Genomic DNA, 19,716 nt, shown 5'->3' with positions numbered 1-19,716 from the left:
GGGCGTCGCCTGTGCCGGCGGCGCCGCGTCGCCGGCTGAACCCGGCTCCTACAACAGCTGCGTCGTGGTCGCTCTCTGTAGGAGCTGACTTCAGTCGGCGACACGGGTGTCGGGACCATGAGGGCGTCGCCTGTGCCGACGGCGTCGCGTCGCCGGCTGAACCAGGCTCCTACAACAGCTGCGTCGTGGCCGCTCTCTGTAGGAGCTGACTTCAGTCGGCGACACGGGCGTCGGGACCATGAGGGCGTCGCCTGTGCCGGCGGCGTCGTGTCGCCGGCTGAACCCGGCTCCTACAACAGCTGCGTCGTGGTCGCTCTCTGTAGGAGCTGACTTCAGTCGGCGACGCGGGCGTCGGAACCATGAGGGCGTCGCCTGTGCCGACGGCGTCGTGTCGCCGGCTGAACCCGGCTCCTGCAACAGCCGCGGCGCGGCCGCTCTTCTGTAGGAGCTGACTTCAGTCGGCGACACGGGCGTCGGAACCATGAGGGCGTCGCCTGTGCCGGCGGCGCCGCGTCGCCGGCTGAACCCGGCTCCTACAACAGCTGCGTCGCGACCGCTCTCTGTAGGAGCCGACTTCAGTCGGCGACACGGGCGTCGGAACCATGAGGGCGTCGCCTGTGCCGGCGGCGCCGCGTCGCCGGCTGAACCCGGCTCCTACAACAGCTGCGTCGTGGTCGCTCTCTGTAGGAGCTGACTTCAGTCGGCGACACGGGCGTCGGAACCACGAGGGCGTCGCCTGTGCCGACGGCGCCCGGTCGCCGGCCGAACCCGGCTCCTGCAGCGAATGACCGGACTGCCGCCTGGACGGCCCGTCGAAATGCAGCGGACCGCGCCGGAGGCATTCACCAGCCCACCGCATGCTCGGCATACAGCCCCATGCGCTCCGACAGCGCGATGAAGCGCGGTTCCTGGCGCAGCGGGTTCCAGCCCGAGTCGACGCGCAGGAAGGTCAGTCCCAGGTCGCGTTCCCTGTAGGCCTGTTCCAGCAGGTCCAGCGCGCGTTCGTGCCGGCCCAGCGCCACCTCCACCGCCGCCAGGCGCGACGGCCGCACGTAGCTGGTGGCCGCGCGCTGCTCGAGTTCGCGCAGGATCGCCTCGGCACGGTCGCGCTGCCCGGCCTTCGCATGGGCGCTGGCCAGCGCGCTCAGCGCCACGGCATTGCGACCCGAGTGCTCGGTGGCGCGGGTCAGGCTGGCGATGGCGGCCTCGAAATCGCCGCGCTGCATTTCCATGCCGCCCAGGTGCAGCAACGCGATCCAGAAGTCCGGCGCCAGCTGCAAGGTGTGGTCGAGCTGGTGCCGGGCCTGGTCGGCGCGCCCGGCCGCGGCCATGAACTGGCCGTACAGGGCGTTGTTCAGCGGCGACATCGGATCGAGCCGCCGCGCCAGTTCCATCTGCTCCAGGGCGCGCTCGCCCTCGCCGAGGTTGCTGAGCAGGTGCGCATAGGCGCGCCGCGCGTCGACGGAGCTGGGGTTGAGCGCGATGGCGCGCTGCAGTGCCTGTTCGGCACCGGCCCAGTCCCAGTCGAACCAGAACCGCTTGAAGCCGATCTCGGCGTGCGCCTCGACCAGGTTTGGATCCAGCGCCAGCGCATGCTCGATCGCCGCCTCGGCGAGCGGGAAACTCTGCGCGGGCGGGTTCTCGCCGATGATGGCCAGCGTGCGCCAGGCGAAGGCCTGGCCGGCCCAGGCGCGCGCGCACAGCGGGTCGCGTTCCAGGATCTGGCGGAACATGGCGATCGCGCGGTGCAGGCGCTCGGGCGTCGGCGCGTGCAGCAGGTGGCGCGCGCCCAGGTACTGCCGGTAGAGCGCGGCGTCGCCGCCGTCGCAGGGACTGCGGTGCGCCAGCGACGGCGCGGGCAGCTTCAGCGCCAGTGCCTGCGAGACGGCGCCGGCAATGTCATCCTGCAGGCCGAATACCGCACCGGCGTCGGCGTCGAAGGTGTCGCTCCAGGCCACGGTGCCCTGCGGCATCGACAGCAGGCGCACGTTGACCCGGACCCGGTCCTGGCGGGCCTGGACGGTGCCGTCGACCACGTAGTCGGCCTGCAGCGCCTGCGCGACCCGCAGCGGATCGGGGTTCTGCATGGCCAGCCGCTGCGCCGATCCGAGCGCGTGCACGCGGATCGCGTCGGAGGCGGACAGCTGCGCGATCAGGGTCTCGGCCATGCCCTGTTCCAGCAGCTCGTCGCGCGCGCCGGGAGCCAGCGTGCGGAACGGCAGCACCGCCAGCGCGGGCATCGGCCGGGCGTCCGGCAGCGACTGCGCCGGCGGATGCGGCCACCACACCGCGGTGGCCAGCAGGGCCAGCACCGTGGCCAGCACGGCCAGCACCGGGATCCGGCGCGGGCGCCGCGGGGTCCCGGCGTCCGCCGCAGGCCCAGGCGCCGCGGGATCCGCTGCACCGGCCTGCGCCGTCCCGGCCGCCGGCGTGTCGACGTCCGCTGCACGGTCCGCCGGCGGAAGCGGACGTCCGTCCTCGAGGAGGCGATAGCCGACCCGGGGAATGTTCTCGAGCTGGAACGACCCGCCGCCCAGATCGGCGGCCAGGTGGCGGATCCGCGAGGTCACCCGGTGGATGGCGCCTTCGCCGACCACGCGGCCGTCCCAGCAGCGGGCGATCAGTTCATCGCGGGTGACGATCCGGCCGCGGGCCTCGGCCAGGGCGACCAGCACCTGCATCACCCGCGGTTCCAGGGTCTCGCTGCGGTCGCCGCACACCGCCTGCAGCAGCGGCGGATCGACCTGGACCGCGCCGAGGCGGAACGCGGGGACGCGGGCCAGCACGACCGGTTCGGCGGACGCGTCGGACGGCTTCGCCATCGATGGCTCCCCGGCTTCCGTGGTTTCCCTGGGCGGCAGACGGTATCACCGACGATGCGACGGTGCCATGCGGCCGGCGGGAGGCTGCGGCGTCGCCCGGCGCCGCCGATGCCCGACATGTCAGCCAACCATCAGTGATCCATCAGGTCGGGCGTGTTTCCGCGCCGCGCCCGCGCGCCAAGGATCGGCGTGGTGGATGCGCACGTTGCGCGTCCCGACCTGCCAAGGAGACGAAACGATGAACGCTTACCTGGAATCCGGTGTCCGCGCGATCGCGCTGGGCGGACTGGCGATGCTGGCGGCCGGTGCCGCGCAGGCGCAGGAGCGGACGGACGGCTGGTACGTGGAGGGCGCGCTGACCTGGTCGATGCCCAAGGATTCGGCCGGCACCGTGGCCAACGCCGCGTTCCCGGGTGTGCCGCCCACCACCCTGCACCTGGTCAACAGCGTCGACGACGGCTGGGGCGGGCTGCTGGCCTTCGGCTACCGGTCCGGGCGGTTCCGGGTGGAGGCCGAGGTCGGCACCACCCGCAACGACGGCGACAGCTACACGACGGTCTCGCCGGTCCAGGTCACCCGCCCGCAGGAAGGCCGGTTCGACGTCACCCGCTACATGGTCAACACCCACCTGGACCTGGCCGACAACCGCTGGAACCCGCACCTCGGTTTCGGCGCCGGCTGGGCCGACGTCACCCTCTACGCCTTCGGCCGCCCGGCCCCCGCGCCGCCGACCGTGCCGCCGATGAAGATGATCGACGGTGACGACACGGTGCTGGCCTACCAGCTCATCGCCGGCATCGCCTACGACTTCAACCCGAAGCTGGCGCTGACCGTGCGCTACCGCTGGTTCGAGGCCGCCGACGCCGAGACCGTGGACATGCGCGGCGAGCGGATCAGCCGGGAGACCTCCGGCCACAACCTCGACGTCGGCCTGCGCTACCGCTTCTGACGGCGCATAGCCAGTAGCGGTTGAACGCACCGATCCGGATAGATGGATCACAACACAACTGCAAGGAGATAGAAATGAATACCGATGTCCGCCTGGATGATGGTCCCGACAAGAGTTGGGTATCTATCGATGCCAGTGCACTGAAAGTAAACGGTGCCGATCTACATCTTGACTCCAAGCAGCGTCGTGGAGGCGCGAAAGGAAGCCATCGCAGGGCACTGGTGCATGCCAATGGTGATCGCTTGGTTGTGAACTTTAATGGGGATTACACGGGTGGAGTCAGCATTCGCAACGCCCGAATTAACCTCGCTACCCTTCAGCAAAGCCGGCAGCTGCCGAAAGACGGAACGATTGGCGATCTAATCGTCACTGATAGTCGTACTGTGATCGAGGGGAAGCATCTGGGTATGCAAGTCACGCTATGGCTTTGTATCGGTCCTTCATCGGCAGCGACCGTTTCAGGAAAGTCCGGATCATATTGGGTCCCCATCTCTCACGGAAAAGCAGTGGAAGGAACCATTTGATCCATTCGCCACCGGAATCACTCTTGGCGCCCTCACTCGGCAATGCCGGTTGACTTGGACTCTATGCTTACAGCAAGCAAGCGAAAGGAGTCTTCCAGTCGATTGCATAGTGCCAACAGATGCGAGAAGAAATCCATGACAGCACTATCCATCAGAAGCTTGGCCCCGTTGGTTGTAAGCCAGGGATTGCAAGGCCAAGCCAACGTCCATGGCGTTGACAGCGCACGCGCGCTGTTGGCTTCAGTCGTGGCTAGAGAGTGTCATCGCAAACACTATAACGAGTTCGGCCTGCTCGGGGCGGCAAGTGGCCCGATAGCCCCCACCGAATACGGATATTTCCTTACTACGGATCTCGGTGGGATCGAAGTGCGTGAATTTAAGGCCACGCCGAAGGTGGCGTTCAGAATTATCGTTCAGTTCGTTGGGCTTGAGATAGTTGAAACAAATGAAACATATGACGAGCCCTACATGGTTATGTCGGTGGTGACGCTGGCGCCAGAATTCGGTGATGACGAGAACGCCGACAAGCTCGTTGCTTCGCAGTTTATTAAGGTCCCTGGGGAGGATCACAAAAGAGGTTATGTCTTTGCAGACACAAGGACGGTATGGAAGAACGGGATGCTGATTGGTGGAACAGGGATCAAAGTCGCTATATTCGCGTATGAGGAGGACTCGGGGGATCCCGATAAGGTCGCGAAAGAAATAGAGGGATATCTGCGGGAGAAGGCAAAGCAAATAAGCCAGGCAATTGGAAATGCGCTTGATGCCGGCACGGAGTCGGCTGGAATTCTAGGGTCTCCCGAGTTCCAGCTCTTCATCGAGGTGCTTTCCTTCGGGATCGCTTCCCTAGTTGAGGATGATGCGGTTGGCTATAGTAGTTGCGAGATTAACGTCAGTGATCTTAAGAAGCTCGCAGCACTATCCCAGGAAGAGTTTGTCGCCAAGCTCAAGACCGGACCGAAGGGAATCAAGTACAACTACACTTTGGACGTAAAGGGGGATGGTGCTTATCGAATCTACTTTCGCGTCTCAGCTGCGGAGGTTCCGTATCAGGATCCGCCGATTCCTGTGACCCCGTGAACGGATTACGCGCCGACGAATACTCGGGAAAGCTAGCCTGATGTTTGCTGCGCGGGAGAAGTGCCCGTTTGGCTCATGAGCCCGTGAGGGGGTATATGCTCTTGCTTCTAGCGCAGGATCCATTGCTTTACCGTAAGCTTCTGGTCGCTACAGCGAATACCCGAACTGCTGCTTGAACTGCTCGTTGAACCCGTCGAAGTCGAAGCGCTGGTTCTGGGTGCCCGGGTGTTCCACCTTCAGGGCACCCATCAGGTTGCCCATGCGGCCGATGGTCAGCCAGTCGTAGCCGCGCTGGATGCCGAAGATCAGGCCGGCGCGGAAGGCGTCGCCGCAGCCGGTCGGGTCGGTGACCCGGCGCTCGTGCGCCGGCGGGATGTCGTAGGTCTTTTCCGGGGTGTGCACCAGCGCGCCCTTCGGGCCCTGGGTGGCGATGTAGGCCTTCACCCGCGACACGATTTCCTTCTCGGTCCAGCCGGTGCGCTCCTGCAGCAGGTTGGACTCGTAGTCGTTGACCGTGACGTAGTCGGCCAGCTCGATGAAGTCGCGCAGCTCCTGGCCGTTGAACAGCGGCATCGCCTGGCCGGGGTCGAAGATGAACGGGATCCCGGCCTCGGCGAACTCCTTCGCGTTCTGCAGCATGCCCTCGCGCCCGTCCGGGCTGACGATGCCGAAGCCGACGCCGGCCACGTCCTTCACGTGGTTCTCGTAGCTGCGCATCATCGCACCCGGGTGGAAGGCGGTGATCTGGTTGTTGTCGTGGTCGGTGGTGATGAACGCCTGCGGGGTGAACAGCTCGTCGATCACCTTGACCTGGTCCAGGCGGATGCCCTGCTGCTCGAAGTGCTCGCGGTACGGGCCGAAGTCCTGGCCGACGGTGGCCATCGGGACGGGTTCCCCGCCCAGCAGCTTGAGGTTGTAGGCGATGTTGCCGGCGCAGCCGCCGAACTCGCGGCGCATCCGCGGCACCAGGAACGACACGTTCAGGATGTGGACCTTGTCCGGCAGGATGTGGTTCTTGAACTGGTCCGGGAACACCATGATGGTGTCGTAGGCGAGGGAACCACAGATCAGGGTGGACATCGTCTGGCTGCTCGGGAGGCCCGCTGGCGGGCGAGGATTGCGGGCGGCGGGCACACGGAACACGGCGCGCCCCCGGCGCCGCGGCGCAAAGGTTACCGGCTGCGTCCGGGCGCGGCCAGCCCGGGCGGCGCGGCCGGTTCCCGTCCGGGGCATGAAGACCGCGGCGAAAGCCACGGTTTTGCCGTGGGATTTCCTTGCCCGCGCCCGGCCCCGTTGCTAGGCTAGCCGGCCTCGCTTTCTGCCCAAAATTTCGCCAGCGGCGCCACCCCCGGGCGCCGGCTCGCCGGGCCGTCTCCGCCACCCCGTCCCCCGCCAGACCCCCCAGGACCGCCTCCCCCGATGTTCAAGAAGCTCCGCGGCATGTTCTCCAACGACCTGTCCATCGACCTGGGCACGGCCAACACCCTGATCTACGTGCGCGGGCAGGGCATCGTGCTGAACGAGCCGTCGGTGGTGGCGGTGCGCCAGGACCGGGCGATCGGCGGCACCCGCTCGGTGGCGGCGGTGGGCGCGGAGGCCAAGCAGATGCTCGGCCGCACCCCGGGCAATATCACCACCATCCGGCCGATGAAGGACGGCGTGATCGCCGACTTCACCTACACCGAGGCCATGCTCAAGCACTTCATCAAGAAGGTGCACAAGTCGCGCTTCCTGCGCCCGAGCCCGCGCGTGCTGGTGTGCGTGCCGGCCGGCTCGACCCAGGTCGAGCGCCGCGCGATCAAGGAGTCGGCCGAGGAGGCTGGCGCCCGCGACGTCTACCTGATCGAGGAACCGATGGCCGCGGCGATCGGCGCCGGCATGCCCGTGTCCGAGGCGCGCGGCTCGATGGTGATCGACATCGGCGGCGGCACCACCGAGGTGGCGGTGATCTCGCTCAACGGCATCGTCTACTCGGCCTCGGTGCGCATCGGCGGCGACCGCTTCGACGAGGCGATCACCAACTACGTGCGCCGCAACCACGGCATGCTGATCGGCGAGGCCACCGCCGAGCGGATCAAGGTCGAGCTGGGCTGCGCCTACCCGCAGACGGTGGTCCACGAGATGGAGATCTCCGGCCGCAACCTCGCCGAGGGCGTGCCGAAGATGATCAAGATCAACTCCAACGAGGTGCTCGAGGCGCTGCACGAGCCGCTGGCCGGCATCGTCTCCGCCGTGCGCCTGGCGCTGGAGCAGACCCCGCCGGAGCTGTGCGCCGACGTGGCCGAGCGCGGCATCGTCCTGACCGGCGGCGGCGCCCTGCTGCGCGACCTGGACAAGCTGATCGGCGAGGAGACCGGCCTGCACGTGCAGGTCGCCGACGACCCGCTGACCTGCGTGGCCCGCGGCGGCGGCCGCGCGCTGGAGCTGGTCGACATGCACGGCAACGAGTTCTTCGCGCCGGACTGAGCGCAGGCCCGGCCGGCGCCGCCGCGGCGCGGCGCCGGGCGCACGCCCGTTCCAGCCGCCATACTGCCCTTCCCGTCGCCGCGCCCCTGACCGCCTTCCGTGTCGTCCTTTTCCGGACCTCCCGCCGCCGCCCGACCCGGTGACACCGCCGGCACGCTGCGGCTGCTGGCCTACCTCGCGCTGGCCATCACCCTGCTGGTGCTCGACCACCGCGGCGGCTGGCTGCGCCAGGTGCGCGTCCAGGCCAGCCTGCTGGCGCAGCCGGTGTGGGCGCTGGCCGGCCTGCCGGGGCGGCTCGGCGGCGGCCTGCGCGATTCGCTGGCTTCGCGCGAACTGCTGCTGGAGGAGAACCGGCAGCTGCGCAACGACCTGCTGCTGGCCAACGCGCGCCTGACCCGGCTGCGCAACGCCGCCATCGACAACGCCCAGTTGCGCGACCTGCTTGGCGTGGCCGAGCGCAGCGGCCTGGACGTGCAGCTGGTGCCGATCCTGGACATCGACCTGGCGCGGTCGCGGCAGCGGCTGGTGCTGGCCGCCGGCAGCCGCGAGGGCGTGCAGCTGGGCCAGGCGGTGATCGACGCCGGCGGCCTGCTCGGCCAGGTGGTCGAGGTCACCCCGCTGCACGCCACCGTGCTGCTGCTGACCGACCCGGACCACGCGGTGCCGGTGATGATCTCGCGCAATGGCGTGCGCCTGATCGCCTACGGCGGCGGCGACCGGCTGGAACTGCGCGACGTGCCGCTCAACCGCGACGTGCAGGTCGGCGACGTGCTGGTCACCTCCGGCCTGGGCGGGCGCTTCCCGCCCGGTTTCCCGGTGGCCACGATCACCGCGCTGCGCACGGACGAGAGCCAGGCCTTCCTGGTCGGCGAGCTGGCCCCGGCCGCGCAGCTGGACCGCGGCCGCGACGTGCTGCTGCTGCGTCCCGGCTCGCCGCTGCCGCCCGGTACGGCCGATCCGGCCACGGACGTACCGCCGGCAGGCGCCGCGGCCGACGCCGCGCCATCGCCGACCGCAGCGGGCGGCAGCGCGACCGCCGCGCCGCGCCGCGGCACCTCGCCCGCGTCCACGCCGTCGTCGACGCCTGCCCAGGCGCCAGCCGACGCTTCGCCGCGCACCCCGCCGTCGTCGACCCCGCCACGCCCGGAGACGCCGCGATGAGCCGCCTGCGCGATGGCGGCTGGATCCTGCCGGCGAGCCTGTTCGTGGCCCTGCTGTTGGGCCTGCTGCCGCTGCCGGAGCCGCTGCAGCCGCTGCGTCCCTACTGGCTGGCGCTGGTGCTGGCGTACTGGGTGATCGAGGCGCCTTCGCGCGCCGGCCTGGGCCTGGCGTTCTGCGTCGGCCTGGCCGCCGACCTCGTTTACGGCGGCCTGCTCGGCGAGCAGGCGCTGCGGCTGGTGATCATGGCCTTCATCCTGCAGCGCTTCCGCGCGCGGCTGCGCTTCTTCCCGCTGTCGCAGCAGGCGCTGGCGATCGGCGCGCTGCTGCTCAACGACCGCATCGTCGACGCCGCCATCCACCTGGCGCTGGGCCAGCCGACCCTGCCCTGGCACTACTGGTGGGCGCCGCTGCTGGGCATGCTGCTGTGGCCGCCGCTGTTCCTGCTGCTGGACGCGCTGCGCCTGGGGCGCCGCGGCGACTGATCGATGAACAGCCGTCGCCCGCTTAAGAACCCGCACGCGGAAGCCGAGCAGTTCCGCCGCCGCGCCGTGCTCGGCTTCATCGCCGTGGCGCTGGCACTGCTGGGCCTGGGCGCGTGGTACTTCAAGCTGCAGGTGCTCGAGCACGCCGACTACGCCACCCGCTCGGAGGCCAACCGGATCCGGCCAAAGCCCGTCGTGCCGGCGCGCGGCATGATCTACGACCGCCACGGCCGGCTGCTGGCCGAGAACCTGCCGGCGTTCCGCCTCGACGTCACCCCCGACAAGGCCGGCGACCTGGACAGGCTGCTGGCCGAACTGGGCCAGGTGATCGCGCTGAGCGAGGACGAGATCGCGCACTTCCGCAAGGAGCGCAAGGCCGGCCGCAGCTTCCTGCCGATCACCCTGAAGCTGCGCCTGAGCGACGAGGAGATGGCCGCCTTCGCGGTCAACCGCTGGCGCTTCCCCGGGGTGGAGCTGCAGCCCTACCTGACCCGGCACTATCCCTACGGCGACCTGCTCGCGCACGTGGTCGGCTACGTCGGCCGCATCGACGAGGACGACCTGGCCAAGCTCGGCGAGGGCGGGGCGGCGCTCAGCCACATCGGCAAGACCGGGGTGGAGCGCGCCTACGAGGAAGTGCTGCGCGGCCAGGTCGGCTACGAGCAGATCGAGACCAACGTGCAGGGCCGCGCGCTGCGCACGATCGGCCGGGTCCCGGCGCGGCCCGGCGCCGACCTGCGCCTGTCGATCGACGCCGAACTGCAGCGCGCCACCGTGGCCGCGTTCGGCGAGCTGGAAGGCACCGCGGTGGCGATGGATCCGCGCACCGGCGAGATCCTGGCCATGGTCAGCCTGCCCTCGTACGACGCCAACCTGTTCGTCCACGGCATCTCGCATGCCGACTACCGCGCGCTGAGCGACAACCCCTCGCGCCCGCAGTTCAACCGCGCCGTGCTCGGCGGGGTGGCGCCGGGCTCCACGCTCAAGCCGTTCCTGGCGCTGGCCGGGCTGGACAGTGGCATCCGCCGGCCCGAGGACCGCACCCTGTCCACCGGCATGTTCTACCTGCCGGGCACCAGCCGCGGCTGGGGCGACTCGCACCGCGGCGGCCACGGCTGGACCGACGCGCGCAAGTCGATCGCCGATTCGGTCAACACCTATTACTACAAGCTCGCCGTGGACATGGGCATCGCCCGGGTCGACCAGTACCTGGCCCGCTACGGGTTCGGCCAGCCCAGCGGGGTCGACCTGGCCGGCGAGAACACCGGCATCCTGCCCAACCCGGCGTGGAAGCTGAAGAACCGCAAGGAGCGCTGGTATCCGGGCGACACGGTCAACATGAGCATCGGCCAGGGCGACTGGCGGGTGACGCCGCTGCAGATGGTGCGCGGCACCGGTGCGCTGGCCGACGGCCACCTGCGCCGGCCGCACCTGGTGCAGGCCCGGCGCGACCGCTTCGACGCGCCGTGGACGCCGCTGCCGCAGCCGGCACCGACCGCGATCAGCGACAACCCGGCCAACCTGCAGGTGGTGCGCGAGGGCATGACCATGACGGTGCACGGCCCCGGCGGCACCGCGCGCGCGATGAGCGTCGGCGCGCCCTACCGCATGGCCGGCAAGACCGGCACCGCGCAGGTGGTCAGCCGCCGCGGCACCGCCGCGGTGGACCCGCGCAGCCTGCCGATGCACCTGCGCCACCGCGCGCTGTTCATCGGCTACGCCCCGGCCGAGGATCCACAGATCGCGGTGGCGGTGGCGGTGGAAGGCGGCGGCTACGGCGGCAGCACCGCCGCGCCGATCGCGCGCAAGATCTTCGATGCCTGGCTGCTGGGCAAGCTGCCCGACGGCCTGGAACCGATCGACGGGCCGAAACCGGCGGCGCCATGCGTGGCCGGCGATGCCGCCTGCATCGAAGCGGCGGCCGCCGTCGCGACACGGCCAGCCACCGCCGCACCCGGGGCGGACGTGCGCGTCCTGGTCGACCGTCCCGCTTCCCCGGCCACGCCTGGCAGCGCGCCTGTCGATCCTGCACCGCCTCCCGCGCCGGCCACCACGCCCGCGACCGAGGCCGTCCGCCGCGACGATGCACCGGCACCGGCACGCGACGGGAGCGGCGTCGGCGACGAAGAAGACGAACGCGAGGTCGACCGGTGAAGGATTTCCTGCGCTGGCTGCTGGACCTGGCCGGACGCGCCACGCGCACCCTGGACTGGCCGCTGCTGCTGGCGCTGGTGGCGCTGATGGGATTCGGCCTGGCGGTGCTGTACAGCGCCGGCGGCGCCAGCAGCGGGCCGGCGCTGATGAAGGCCCAGGGCGCGCGCTTCGTGGTCGGCCTGGTGGCGATGTGGGCGCTGTCGCGGGTCTCGGTGATCCGGCTGCGCGCTTGGTCGCCGGGGGTGTACGTGCTGTCGCTGCTGCCGCTGGTGGCGGTGCTGCTGGTGGGCACCGGCAAGCATGGCCGGCACTGGCTCGACCTGGGCGTGTTCTACCTGCAGCCGTCGGAACTGCTGAAGATCACCCTGCCGATGGTGGTGGCGTGGTACCTGCACAAGCGGCCGCTGCCGCCGCGGATCGACACGGTGCTGGCCACCGGCGTGCTGATCGCCGTGCCGACCGCGCTGATCCTGCTGCAGCCGGACTTCGGCACGGCGATGCTGATCGGCGCCAGCGGCGTGTTCGCGCTGCTGCTGGCCGGGCTGCCGTGGTGGTGGGTGGGCGTGGCGATCGGCGGCCTGGCCGCGGTCGCGCCGGCGGCCTGGTTCTGGCTGCTGCGGCCCTACCAGAAGGACCGCATCCTGACTTTCCTCGAGCCGGAGCGCGACCCGCTGGGCACCGGCTGGAACATCATCCAGTCCAAGATCGCGATCGGCTCGGGCGGGCTGACCGGCAAGGGTTGGGGCGAGGGCAGCCAGTCGCACCTGAACTTCATCCCCGAGCAGACCACCGACTTCGTGTTCGCCGTGCTCAGCGAGGAGTTCGGCTGGATCGGCGTGGCCACGGCGCTGGCGCTGTACCTGTTCGTGGTCGGGCGCTGCCTGTGGATCGCGATGGAGGCGCGCGACACCTATTCGCGCCTGCTCGCCGGCGCGCTGGGCCTGGCCTTCTTCGTCTACGTGCTGGTCAACGGCGGCATGGTCTCCGGCCTGCTGCCGGTGGTCGGCGTGCCGATGCCGCTGCTCAGCTACGGTGGCACCTCGGCGGTGTCGCTGCTGGCCGGACTGGGGCTGGTGATGGCGGTGCGTGCGCACCGGCCGGTGCACGGGTACCGCTAGAGAACAGGTTCCGCCCATCTGGATGCAGAGGGGTAGCCGACACTGGGGGCAACGGCAACGGCAGGAGCGCCGATCGTCGCGGCTTTCGGTGACCGTGCAGTCCATCGCTTCGCTCGACCCGGGCGGATTTTGTAGGAGCGGGCATGACCGCGACACCGACGCCATCGGCACAGGCGACTCCCCCGTGATCCCGACGTCGTCGGTGTCGCGGTCATGCCCGCTCCTACAAGGAGCCCATCGAAGGTCGCGGTTCAGGGCAGCGGCCCACCGAAGCATTTCCCGCCGACGCGGGAATGACGGGCGAACGGGCGAAGTCGTTCATCGGTTGCTTGGCCGCAACGTGGAAAATCCCGCCGGTTCCGCGCGTTTGCCCGCGGTGCTAATCTGCCGTCGATGACGAAGCCTGCATTGACCGGTCTGCTCGCCCTCGTCCTCCTCGGCTGCGTGCCGAAGGAGGCGCAGGTGGCCTCTCCGCCGCCCGCCGTCCCCGCCGCGAACCCGGCCGCACCGGTGCCGGCCGAGGCCGTGCCGGAGAAGGCGGCCGCGCCGGCGGTGGACCTGACCCCGGTGCCGTTCGAGACCGCGCGCGCCAACTTCGTCCGCGACACCTCCGCGCGCTACGGCATCCCCGCCGCCGAGATCGAGGCGACCCTGGCCCGCGCCAACTTCCTCGACAGCGTGGTCAACGCGATGTCGCGCCCGGCCGAGCGGGTCAAGCCGTGGCACGAGTACCGGCCGATGTTCATCAGCCAGGCCCGGATCGACGGCGGGCGCCGGTTCCTGGCCCAGCATCGCGAGGCGCTGGAGAAGGTGCAGGCGCGCACCGGGGTGCCGGCCGAGCTGATCGTGGCGATCATCGGCGTGGAGACCAGCTACGGCGGCAACACCGGCCGCTACTCGGTGCTCGACGCGCTGTACACGCTGGCGTTCCGTTACCCGCGCAGCGGCGATCCGGCCCGGCTCGAACGCGAGGTGCGCCGCGAACTGTTCTTCCGCGACGAGCTGGCGCAGCTGTTCGCGCTGGCGCGCGAGGAGAACCTGGACATCGCCACGCTCAAGGGCAGCTACGCCGGGGCGATGGGCATGGGCCAGTTCATGCCGTCCAGCTACCGCGACTTCGCGGTGGACGGCGACGGCGACGGCCGCCGCGACCTGTTCGGCAGCCTGGACGACGTGTTCGCCTCGATCGCCAACTACTTCGTGAAGAAGGGCGGCTGGGTCGCCGGCGGCCCGGTCGCGGTGCCGGCCACGCTGGCGCCGGGACGCGAGCCGTTCAACCCCGAGGACTGGACGCCGACCTACGCGCTCGCCGACCTGGCCGCGCGCGGCTACACGCCGCAGCAGCCGGTGCCGGCCGGCATCGCCGCGACCCCGGTGTCGCTGGAAGGCAGCGCCGGCCCGCAGTACTGGCTCGGCTTCCAGAACTACTACGCGATCACCCGCTACAACATCTCCAAGATGTACGCGATGGCCGTGTACCAGCTGTCGCAGGCGATCGCCGGGCGCGAGATCCCGCCGGCATGAACGGCTGGCGGCCGCGCGCGGTCCCGCGGTTGGCGGTGCTGGCGCTGGCGGTGTTGGCGCTGGCGGCGTGCGGCAGTGTGCCGAAGAAGCCGACGGCCGGCGCACCGGGCAAGCCGGTCGCTGGCGCGAAGGCGGGCAAAGCTGTGGCAGGCGTCCCGGCCGATTGCAGCGGCGTGTCGCCCTACGCGCCGGCGCAGGAGGACCCGTCCACCCGCGGCGACTATGTCGCCGGCGGCCTGTACAAGCCGGGGGTCCGCGACACCACCCCGGAGTACGTGCCCAACGTGGCCTGCATCCCCGAGCCGATCGTGACCGACGAGCCGCGCTCGCCGGTCGGCAACCGCTCGCCGTACACGGTGCTGGGCAAGCAGTACTACGTGATGGACCGGCCCAAGGGCTATGTCGAGCAGGGCACGGCGTCCTACTACGGCGCCAAGTTCCACGGCCGCCGCACCTCCAACCAGGAGGTGTACGACATGTACGCCTTCACCGCCGCGCACAAGACCCTGCCACTGCCCAGCTTCGCCCGGGTCACCAACCTGGACAACGGCCAGTCGGTGGTGGTGCGGGTCAACGACCGCGGTCCCTTCCACGAGGGCCGGGTGGTCGACCTCAGCTATGCCGCGGCGGTCAAGCTGGGCATCATCGCCCGCGGCACCGGCCGGGTGGAGGTGCGCGCGCTGGCCCCGGGTGACCCCGACCTGCCGCGGCAGGCCGGGGCCGCGCCGAAGCGCGAGCCGGCCCGGCCCGCGCCGGTGGCCGCGACCACCGCGGCGGCCACCCCGGCGACCGGGCTGGACCATTTGGTGCAGGCGCTGCCGTCCAGCACCGGGCCGGCGGCGCCCGCGCCGGGCGTGGCGATGGTTCCGACCGCTGCGACGGGCACCGTCGCCGATGCGACCGCCCCGGCCGGACCGCTGCCGGTACCGCAGTCCGGCAGCTACGCTCCGGCCGGCAACCCGCCGCCGGCGGCGGCCGCGCCGGTGCTGCAGGTGGCCAGCTTCTCCAGCCTGGACAACGCCCGCCGCGCGCTGGACCGGCTGCTGGCTGCGGGCATCCCCGGGGCGCGGCTGGACGACGTGGTCACCGGCGGCCGCACCTTCTGGCGCCTGCGGGTGGCACCCGGCGGCGCCGATGCGACGGAACTTGCCGGCCGCATCGCCGGTCTCGGATTCGGGACGCCGCAGCTGGTCCGCGAATGAACCGGCGGCCCGCGGCCGTGGCCCGTACAATTCCCGTCCCGTTCCCGGCGCCGTTCCCGGCCGCCGCGATCCGTCAGTCCCGCCGGCCGCCGCGCCGGCCAATGCAGGAGTCCGCATCCGCATGAAGTTCCGTTCCGCCACCGGCGCGCCCGTCGGCGTGTTCGCCGCCGCCCTGGCCGCGACGTTCTCGATCGGCCTGGCCCTGGCCCAGGCACCCGCGCCGGCACCGCAACCGGCCGCCGCGGCGCCGGCCGCGGTCGCCATCCCCGACGCACCCAGGCCGGCCCAGTCCACCGCCTGGCTGGTGATGGACTACGCCACCGGCCAAGTGCTGGCCGGCGAGAACATCGACGCGCGGGTGGAGCCGGCCAGCATCACCAAGGTGATGACCGCCTATGTGGTCGCCGCCGAGACCGCCGCCGGCAAGGTCGGCCCCGACGACCAGGTGCTGATGTCCGAGCGCGCCTGGCGCGAGGGCGGCGCCCGCACCGACGGCAGCTTCAGCGGCTTCCCCGTGAACCAGCGCGCGTCGCTGCTGGACATGGAAAAGGGCATGGCCGTGCAGTCGGGGAACGATGCCGCCATCGCCCTGGCCGAGCACGTGGCTGGCACCCAGGAGGCGTTCGCCGACCTGATGAACAGTTACGCGGCCCGGATCGGGATGAAGAACACCCGCTTCGTCAACGCCCACGGCCTGTCGTCGCCGGAGCACTACAGCACCGCGCACGACCTGGCGCTGCTGGGCCGGGCCTTCATCCGCGACTACCCGGAGGCGTACGCGTTCAACAGCATCAAGGAGTTCACGGTCAACGGCATCACCCAGCCCAACCGCAACCTGCTGCTGTGGCGCGACCCGAGCGTGGACGGGATCAAGACCGGCCACCATTCCGGCGCCGGCTACTGCCTGATGAGCTCGGCCAAGCGCGGCGACCAGCGCCTGATCGCGGTGGTGATGGGTTCCAATTCCGAGCGCCAGCGCGCCGACGACAGCCTGGCCCTGCTCAACTGGGGCTTCCGCTTCTACGAGACCCACAAGCTGTACGAGCCGGGCAAGCCGGTGGCGCAGCTGAAGGTGTGGAAGGGCAAGGCCGACCAGGTGCAGCTGGGCGTGGCCGAGCCGCTGCTGGTCAGCGTGCCGCGCGGCCGCTACGGCGAGCTGAAGCCGGTGATGGAGGTGCCCAAGTCGCTGGTGGCGCCGATCGCGGCCGGGCAGGAGATCGGCACGGTGAAGGTGAGCCTGGACGACCAGGTCGTGGCGCAGGCGCCGCTGGTGGCGATCAACACGGTGGAGGAGGCCGGCTTCTTCAAGCGGCTGTGGGACGCGTTCTGGATGTGGTGGGAGTCGGATTGAGACCCGGCATGCCGGTCCGTCGATGACACGCGCGCGGCCCTTCGGGGCCGCGCTTCGTTTGTGGGCGAGTGCACCATGTTTCCGACGTCCGTGCCCTCTGCAACGCTGCTGGCGCTGCTGTTGTAGGAGCTGGCTTCAGCCGGCGACACGACGCCGTCGGCACAGGCGACTTCCTCGTGATCCCGACGCCCTGGTCGCCGGCTGAACCCGGCTCCTACACAAAGCGGCGGCGCTGTTGCTGTTGTAGGAGCTGGCTTCAGCCGGCGACACGACGCCGTCGACACAGGCGACGCCCTCATGACCACGACGCCCTGGTCGCCGGCTGAACCCGGCTCCTACACAAAGCGGCGGCGCTGTTGCTGTTGTAGAAGCTGGCTTCAGCCGGCGACACGACGCCGTCGGCGCAGGCGACGCCCTCGTGATCCCGACGCCCTGGTCGCCGGCTGAACCCGGCTCCTACACAAAGCGGCGGCGCTGTTGCTGTTGTAGGAGCTGGCTTCAGCCGGCGACACGACGACGTCGACACAGGCGACGCCCTCATGATCCCGACGCCCTGGTCGCCGGCTGAACCCGGCTCCTACACAAAGCGGCGGCGCTGTTGCTGTTGTAGGAGCTGGCTTCAGCCGGCGACACGACGCCGTCGACACAGGCGACGCCCTCATGATCCCGACGCCCGTGTCGCCGGCTGAACCCGGCTCCTACAAAGGCCGCTTCGCTGCGGCGCACTGCGTCCGATGCGGTGTGGGGTATCCTCCGGCCGGCTGTCCGCATCCCGTCCATCGATCCATTGATCCACTGGGGGAGCCTGCCGTGAGAGTCCGCCTGACCGGTCTGTGCCCGCTCCTGCTGCTGTGGAGCGCATGCGTCCCCGCCTTCGCCACCGAAGCGCCGATGCAGGTCTACACCCGCGCCACGCACACGCTCGACCGCGAGTGGAAAGCCATCGTCGATCCCTACGAGAACGGCTACTACGACTACCGCTACCAGCCCTTCGACCAGCGCGCCGAGCCGCCGCGCGGCGCCTACTTCATGGACGCCAAGCCGGCCTCGCCCACGGAGCTGATCGAGTACGACTTCGACCAGGCCATGTCGCTGCAGGTGCCCGGCGACTGGAACACGCAGGACCCGAAGCTCTACTACTACGAGGGCACCGTCTGGTACCGCAAGCGCTTCGACGCGCCGGCGCGCCGGCCTTCCGACCGCGTCTTCCTCGAATTCGGCGCGGCCAACTACCGCGCCGACGTCTACCTCAACGGCCGCAAGCTCGGCGTGCACGAGGGCGGCTTCACCCCGTTCCGCTTCGAGGTCGGCGACCGGCTGCAGGACCGCGACAACTCGCTGGTGGTGAAGGTGGACAACAAGCGCCGCGCCGACGGCGTGCCCACCCTCAACACCGACTGGTGGAACTACGGCGGCATCACCCGTTCGGTGGAACTGGCGGTGGTGCCGGCGGTGTTCGTGCGCGACTACCGGATCGCGCTGGAGTCGCTGGAGGACCGCGAGGTGGCCGCCAGCGTGCAGCTCGACGGCGCCCGCGGCGGGGAGAAGGTCACGCTGTCGCTGCCGGAACTGGGTATCCGCGAGACCGCCGCCGCGACCGCGGAAGGCCGCGCCGATTTCCGCTTCCGGGTGCCCGACGCGCAGCTGTGGTCGCCGACGGACCCGCGCCTGTACCGGCTGGAGATCGCCACCACCGACGACACCCTGGCCGACCGCGTCGGCCTGCGCACCATCGCCACCCGCGGCAAGCAGCTGTTGCTGAACGGCGAGCCGCTGTTCCTGCGCGGCATCTCGGTCCACGAGGAGTATTCGGCCGACGGCGGCGGGCGCGTGCGCAACGCGGAAGAGGCGAAGCAGCTGCTGCTCTGGGCCCGGCAGCTGGACGCCAACTTCGTGCGCCTGGCGCACTACCCGCATAACGAGCACATGGTGCGCCTGGCCGACGAGCTGGGCCTGCTGGTCTGGTCGGAGATCCCGGTCTACTGGACCATCGACTGGAACGACGAAGGCACCTACCGCAACGCGCAGGCGCAGCTGGAGGCGATGATCGGCCGCGACATCAACCGCGCCTCGGTGGTGGTCTGGTCGCTGGCCAACGAGACGCCGGTGTCGGAGCCGCGCAACCGCTTCCTGTCGCGGCTGGCGGCCCGGGCCCGCGCGCTGGACGGCAGCCGCCTGCTCAGCGCGGCGATGGAGAAGCATTACCGCGAGGACGATCCGGACGTGGCGGTGGTGGAGGATCCGCTGGCCGAGCTGGTCGACCTGGTCAGCTTCAACCAGTACATCGGCTGGTACGACGGATCGCTGGACAAGATCGACCGGGTGCGCTGGCAGATCCCGTACGACAAGCCGGTATTCGTCAGCGAGTTCGGCGCCGATGCCGGCCAGGGCCTGCACGCCGATCCCGGTGCGATCTGGACCGAGGAGTACCAGGCGGACCTGTACCGCCGGACCCTGGCGATGCTCGACCGGATCGACGGCTACGTCGGCACCTCGCCGTGGATCCTGGCCGACTTCCGCTCGCCGCGGCGGGTCCTGCCGGGCGTCCAGGACGACTACAACCGCAAGGGCGTGCTGTCGGAGAAGGGCGTGCCGAAGCAGGCGGCGCTGGTCCTGCGCGACTATTACCGGCGCAAGGCGGACGAGGCGCGCTGATTGGCGGCGCGGAGGACCCGGGAGCTCGATTCACGTACCCCTCCATCAGCTCCCGCGTCCCCACAATCCCCGTCGTCCCCGCGCAGGCGGGGACCCAGCGACTTTTCGCGCCGGATCAGGTCGCATGCGCAGCCGGAAGGCAAAAGCCAAGTCACTGGGTCCCCGCCTGCGCGGGGACGACGAGTGGTGGGGTTCCTGCCGAACCGGCAGACCGGCGCTGCGACCCGC

The 19,716-nt window shown here is 70.2% G+C and carries 14 protein-coding genes; 12 read left to right on the top strand and 2 right to left on the bottom strand.

Annotated elements, in window-relative coordinates; translation table 11 throughout:
• Positions 1-842: 842 nt before the first annotated feature.
• The gene (locus WQ53_RS06505) at positions 843-2,822 is read right to left on the bottom strand and encodes a tetratricopeptide repeat protein (RefSeq protein WP_052631316.1); all 1,980 of its coding nucleotides are present in this window, start codon (positions 2,820-2,822) and stop codon (positions 843-845) included.
• Positions 2,823-3,060: 238 nt separating this feature from the next.
• Between WQ53_RS06505 and WQ53_RS06500 the strand changes: the two genes are divergently transcribed.
• The 3 genes from WQ53_RS06500 to WQ53_RS16690 all read left to right on the top strand — a co-directional run bounded on the left by WQ53_RS06500 (position 3,061) and on the right by WQ53_RS16690 (position 5,375).
• Complete coding sequence (locus WQ53_RS06500) at positions 3,061-3,771, top strand: outer membrane protein (protein ID WP_052631315.1); 711 nt, start codon at positions 3,061-3,063, stop codon at positions 3,769-3,771.
• 74 nt (positions 3,772-3,845) lie between these two features.
• Entirely contained in the window at positions 3,846-4,295 is a 450-nt protein-coding gene (locus WQ53_RS16695; RefSeq protein ID WP_144409254.1) for a hypothetical protein, read from the top strand.
• Between the two features lie 135 nt (positions 4,296-4,430).
• Positions 4,431-5,375: a hypothetical protein gene (locus WQ53_RS16690; RefSeq protein ID WP_144409253.1), complete on the top strand. Its 945-nt coding sequence runs from the start codon at positions 4,431-4,433 to the stop codon at positions 5,373-5,375.
• Between the two features lie 147 nt (positions 5,376-5,522).
• Here WQ53_RS16690 and WQ53_RS06495 read toward each other — a convergent pair whose 3' ends face one another.
• Positions 5,523-6,455, bottom strand: a complete 933-nt coding sequence (locus WQ53_RS06495) for a carbohydrate kinase family protein (RefSeq protein WP_052631314.1) — start codon at positions 6,453-6,455, stop codon at positions 5,523-5,525.
• A gap of 339 nt (positions 6,456-6,794) precedes the next feature.
• Here WQ53_RS06495 and WQ53_RS06490 point away from each other — a divergent pair, with 339 nt between their 5' ends.
• The 9 genes from WQ53_RS06490 (at position 6,795) to WQ53_RS06450 (ending at position 19,488) form a co-directional block, all read left to right on the top strand.
• Positions 6,795-7,841 (top strand): rod shape-determining protein, encoded by a 1,047-nt coding sequence (locus WQ53_RS06490; RefSeq protein ID WP_052631313.1) that lies wholly within the window; start codon positions 6,795-6,797, stop codon positions 7,839-7,841.
• A 99-nt stretch (positions 7,842-7,940) separates the two neighbouring features.
• Positions 7,941-9,002: a rod shape-determining protein MreC gene (gene mreC, locus WQ53_RS06485; RefSeq protein ID WP_052631312.1), complete on the top strand. Its 1,062-nt coding sequence runs from the start codon at positions 7,941-7,943 to the stop codon at positions 9,000-9,002.
• A complete protein-coding gene (mreD, locus tag WQ53_RS06480; protein WP_052631311.1) occupies positions 8,999-9,484 on the top strand; it encodes a rod shape-determining protein MreD in 486 nt (161 codons plus the stop codon). The genes mreC and mreD overlap by 4 nt, the downstream gene beginning before the upstream one ends.
• Positions 9,485-9,487: 3 nt before the next feature.
• Positions 9,488-11,638 carry a penicillin-binding protein 2 gene (mrdA, locus tag WQ53_RS06475; protein WP_082112891.1) on the top strand — a complete coding sequence of 717 codons (2,151 nt, stop codon included), beginning with the start codon at positions 9,488-9,490 and terminating at the stop codon, positions 11,636-11,638.
• Positions 11,635-12,756: a rod shape-determining protein RodA gene (rodA, locus tag WQ53_RS06470; protein ID WP_052631310.1), complete on the top strand. Its 1,122-nt coding sequence runs from the start codon at positions 11,635-11,637 to the stop codon at positions 12,754-12,756. Before mrdA ends, rodA begins: the two co-directional genes overlap by 4 nt.
• A 393-nt stretch (positions 12,757-13,149) precedes the next feature.
• The gene (gene mltB / locus WQ53_RS06465; protein WP_052631309.1) at positions 13,150-14,280 is read left to right on the top strand and encodes a lytic murein transglycosylase B; all 1,131 of its coding nucleotides are present in this window, start codon (positions 13,150-13,152) and stop codon (positions 14,278-14,280) included.
• Positions 14,277-15,482 (top strand): septal ring lytic transglycosylase RlpA family protein, encoded by a 1,206-nt coding sequence (locus tag WQ53_RS06460; RefSeq protein WP_052631308.1) that lies wholly within the window; start codon positions 14,277-14,279, stop codon positions 15,480-15,482. The genes mltB and WQ53_RS06460 overlap by 4 nt, the downstream gene beginning before the upstream one ends.
• 121 nt (positions 15,483-15,603) lie before the next feature.
• The gene (locus WQ53_RS06455) at positions 15,604-16,833 is read left to right on the top strand and encodes a D-alanyl-D-alanine carboxypeptidase family protein (protein WP_052631307.1); all 1,230 of its coding nucleotides are present in this window, start codon (positions 15,604-15,606) and stop codon (positions 16,831-16,833) included.
• A gap of 810 nt (positions 16,834-17,643) precedes the next feature.
• A complete protein-coding gene (locus tag WQ53_RS06450; RefSeq protein ID WP_052631306.1) occupies positions 17,644-19,488 on the top strand; it encodes a glycoside hydrolase family 2 protein in 1,845 nt (614 codons plus the stop codon).
• Positions 19,489-19,716: the final 228 nt, after the last annotated feature.

It is taken from the genome of Pseudoxanthomonas suwonensis (assembly GCF_000972865.1).
In the GTDB taxonomy this organism is placed as follows: domain Bacteria; phylum Pseudomonadota; class Gammaproteobacteria; order Xanthomonadales; family Xanthomonadaceae; genus Pseudoxanthomonas; species Pseudoxanthomonas suwonensis_B.
Note: the sequence above shows the minus strand (reverse complement) of the source record. Positions and strands in the feature narration are given on the sequence as shown.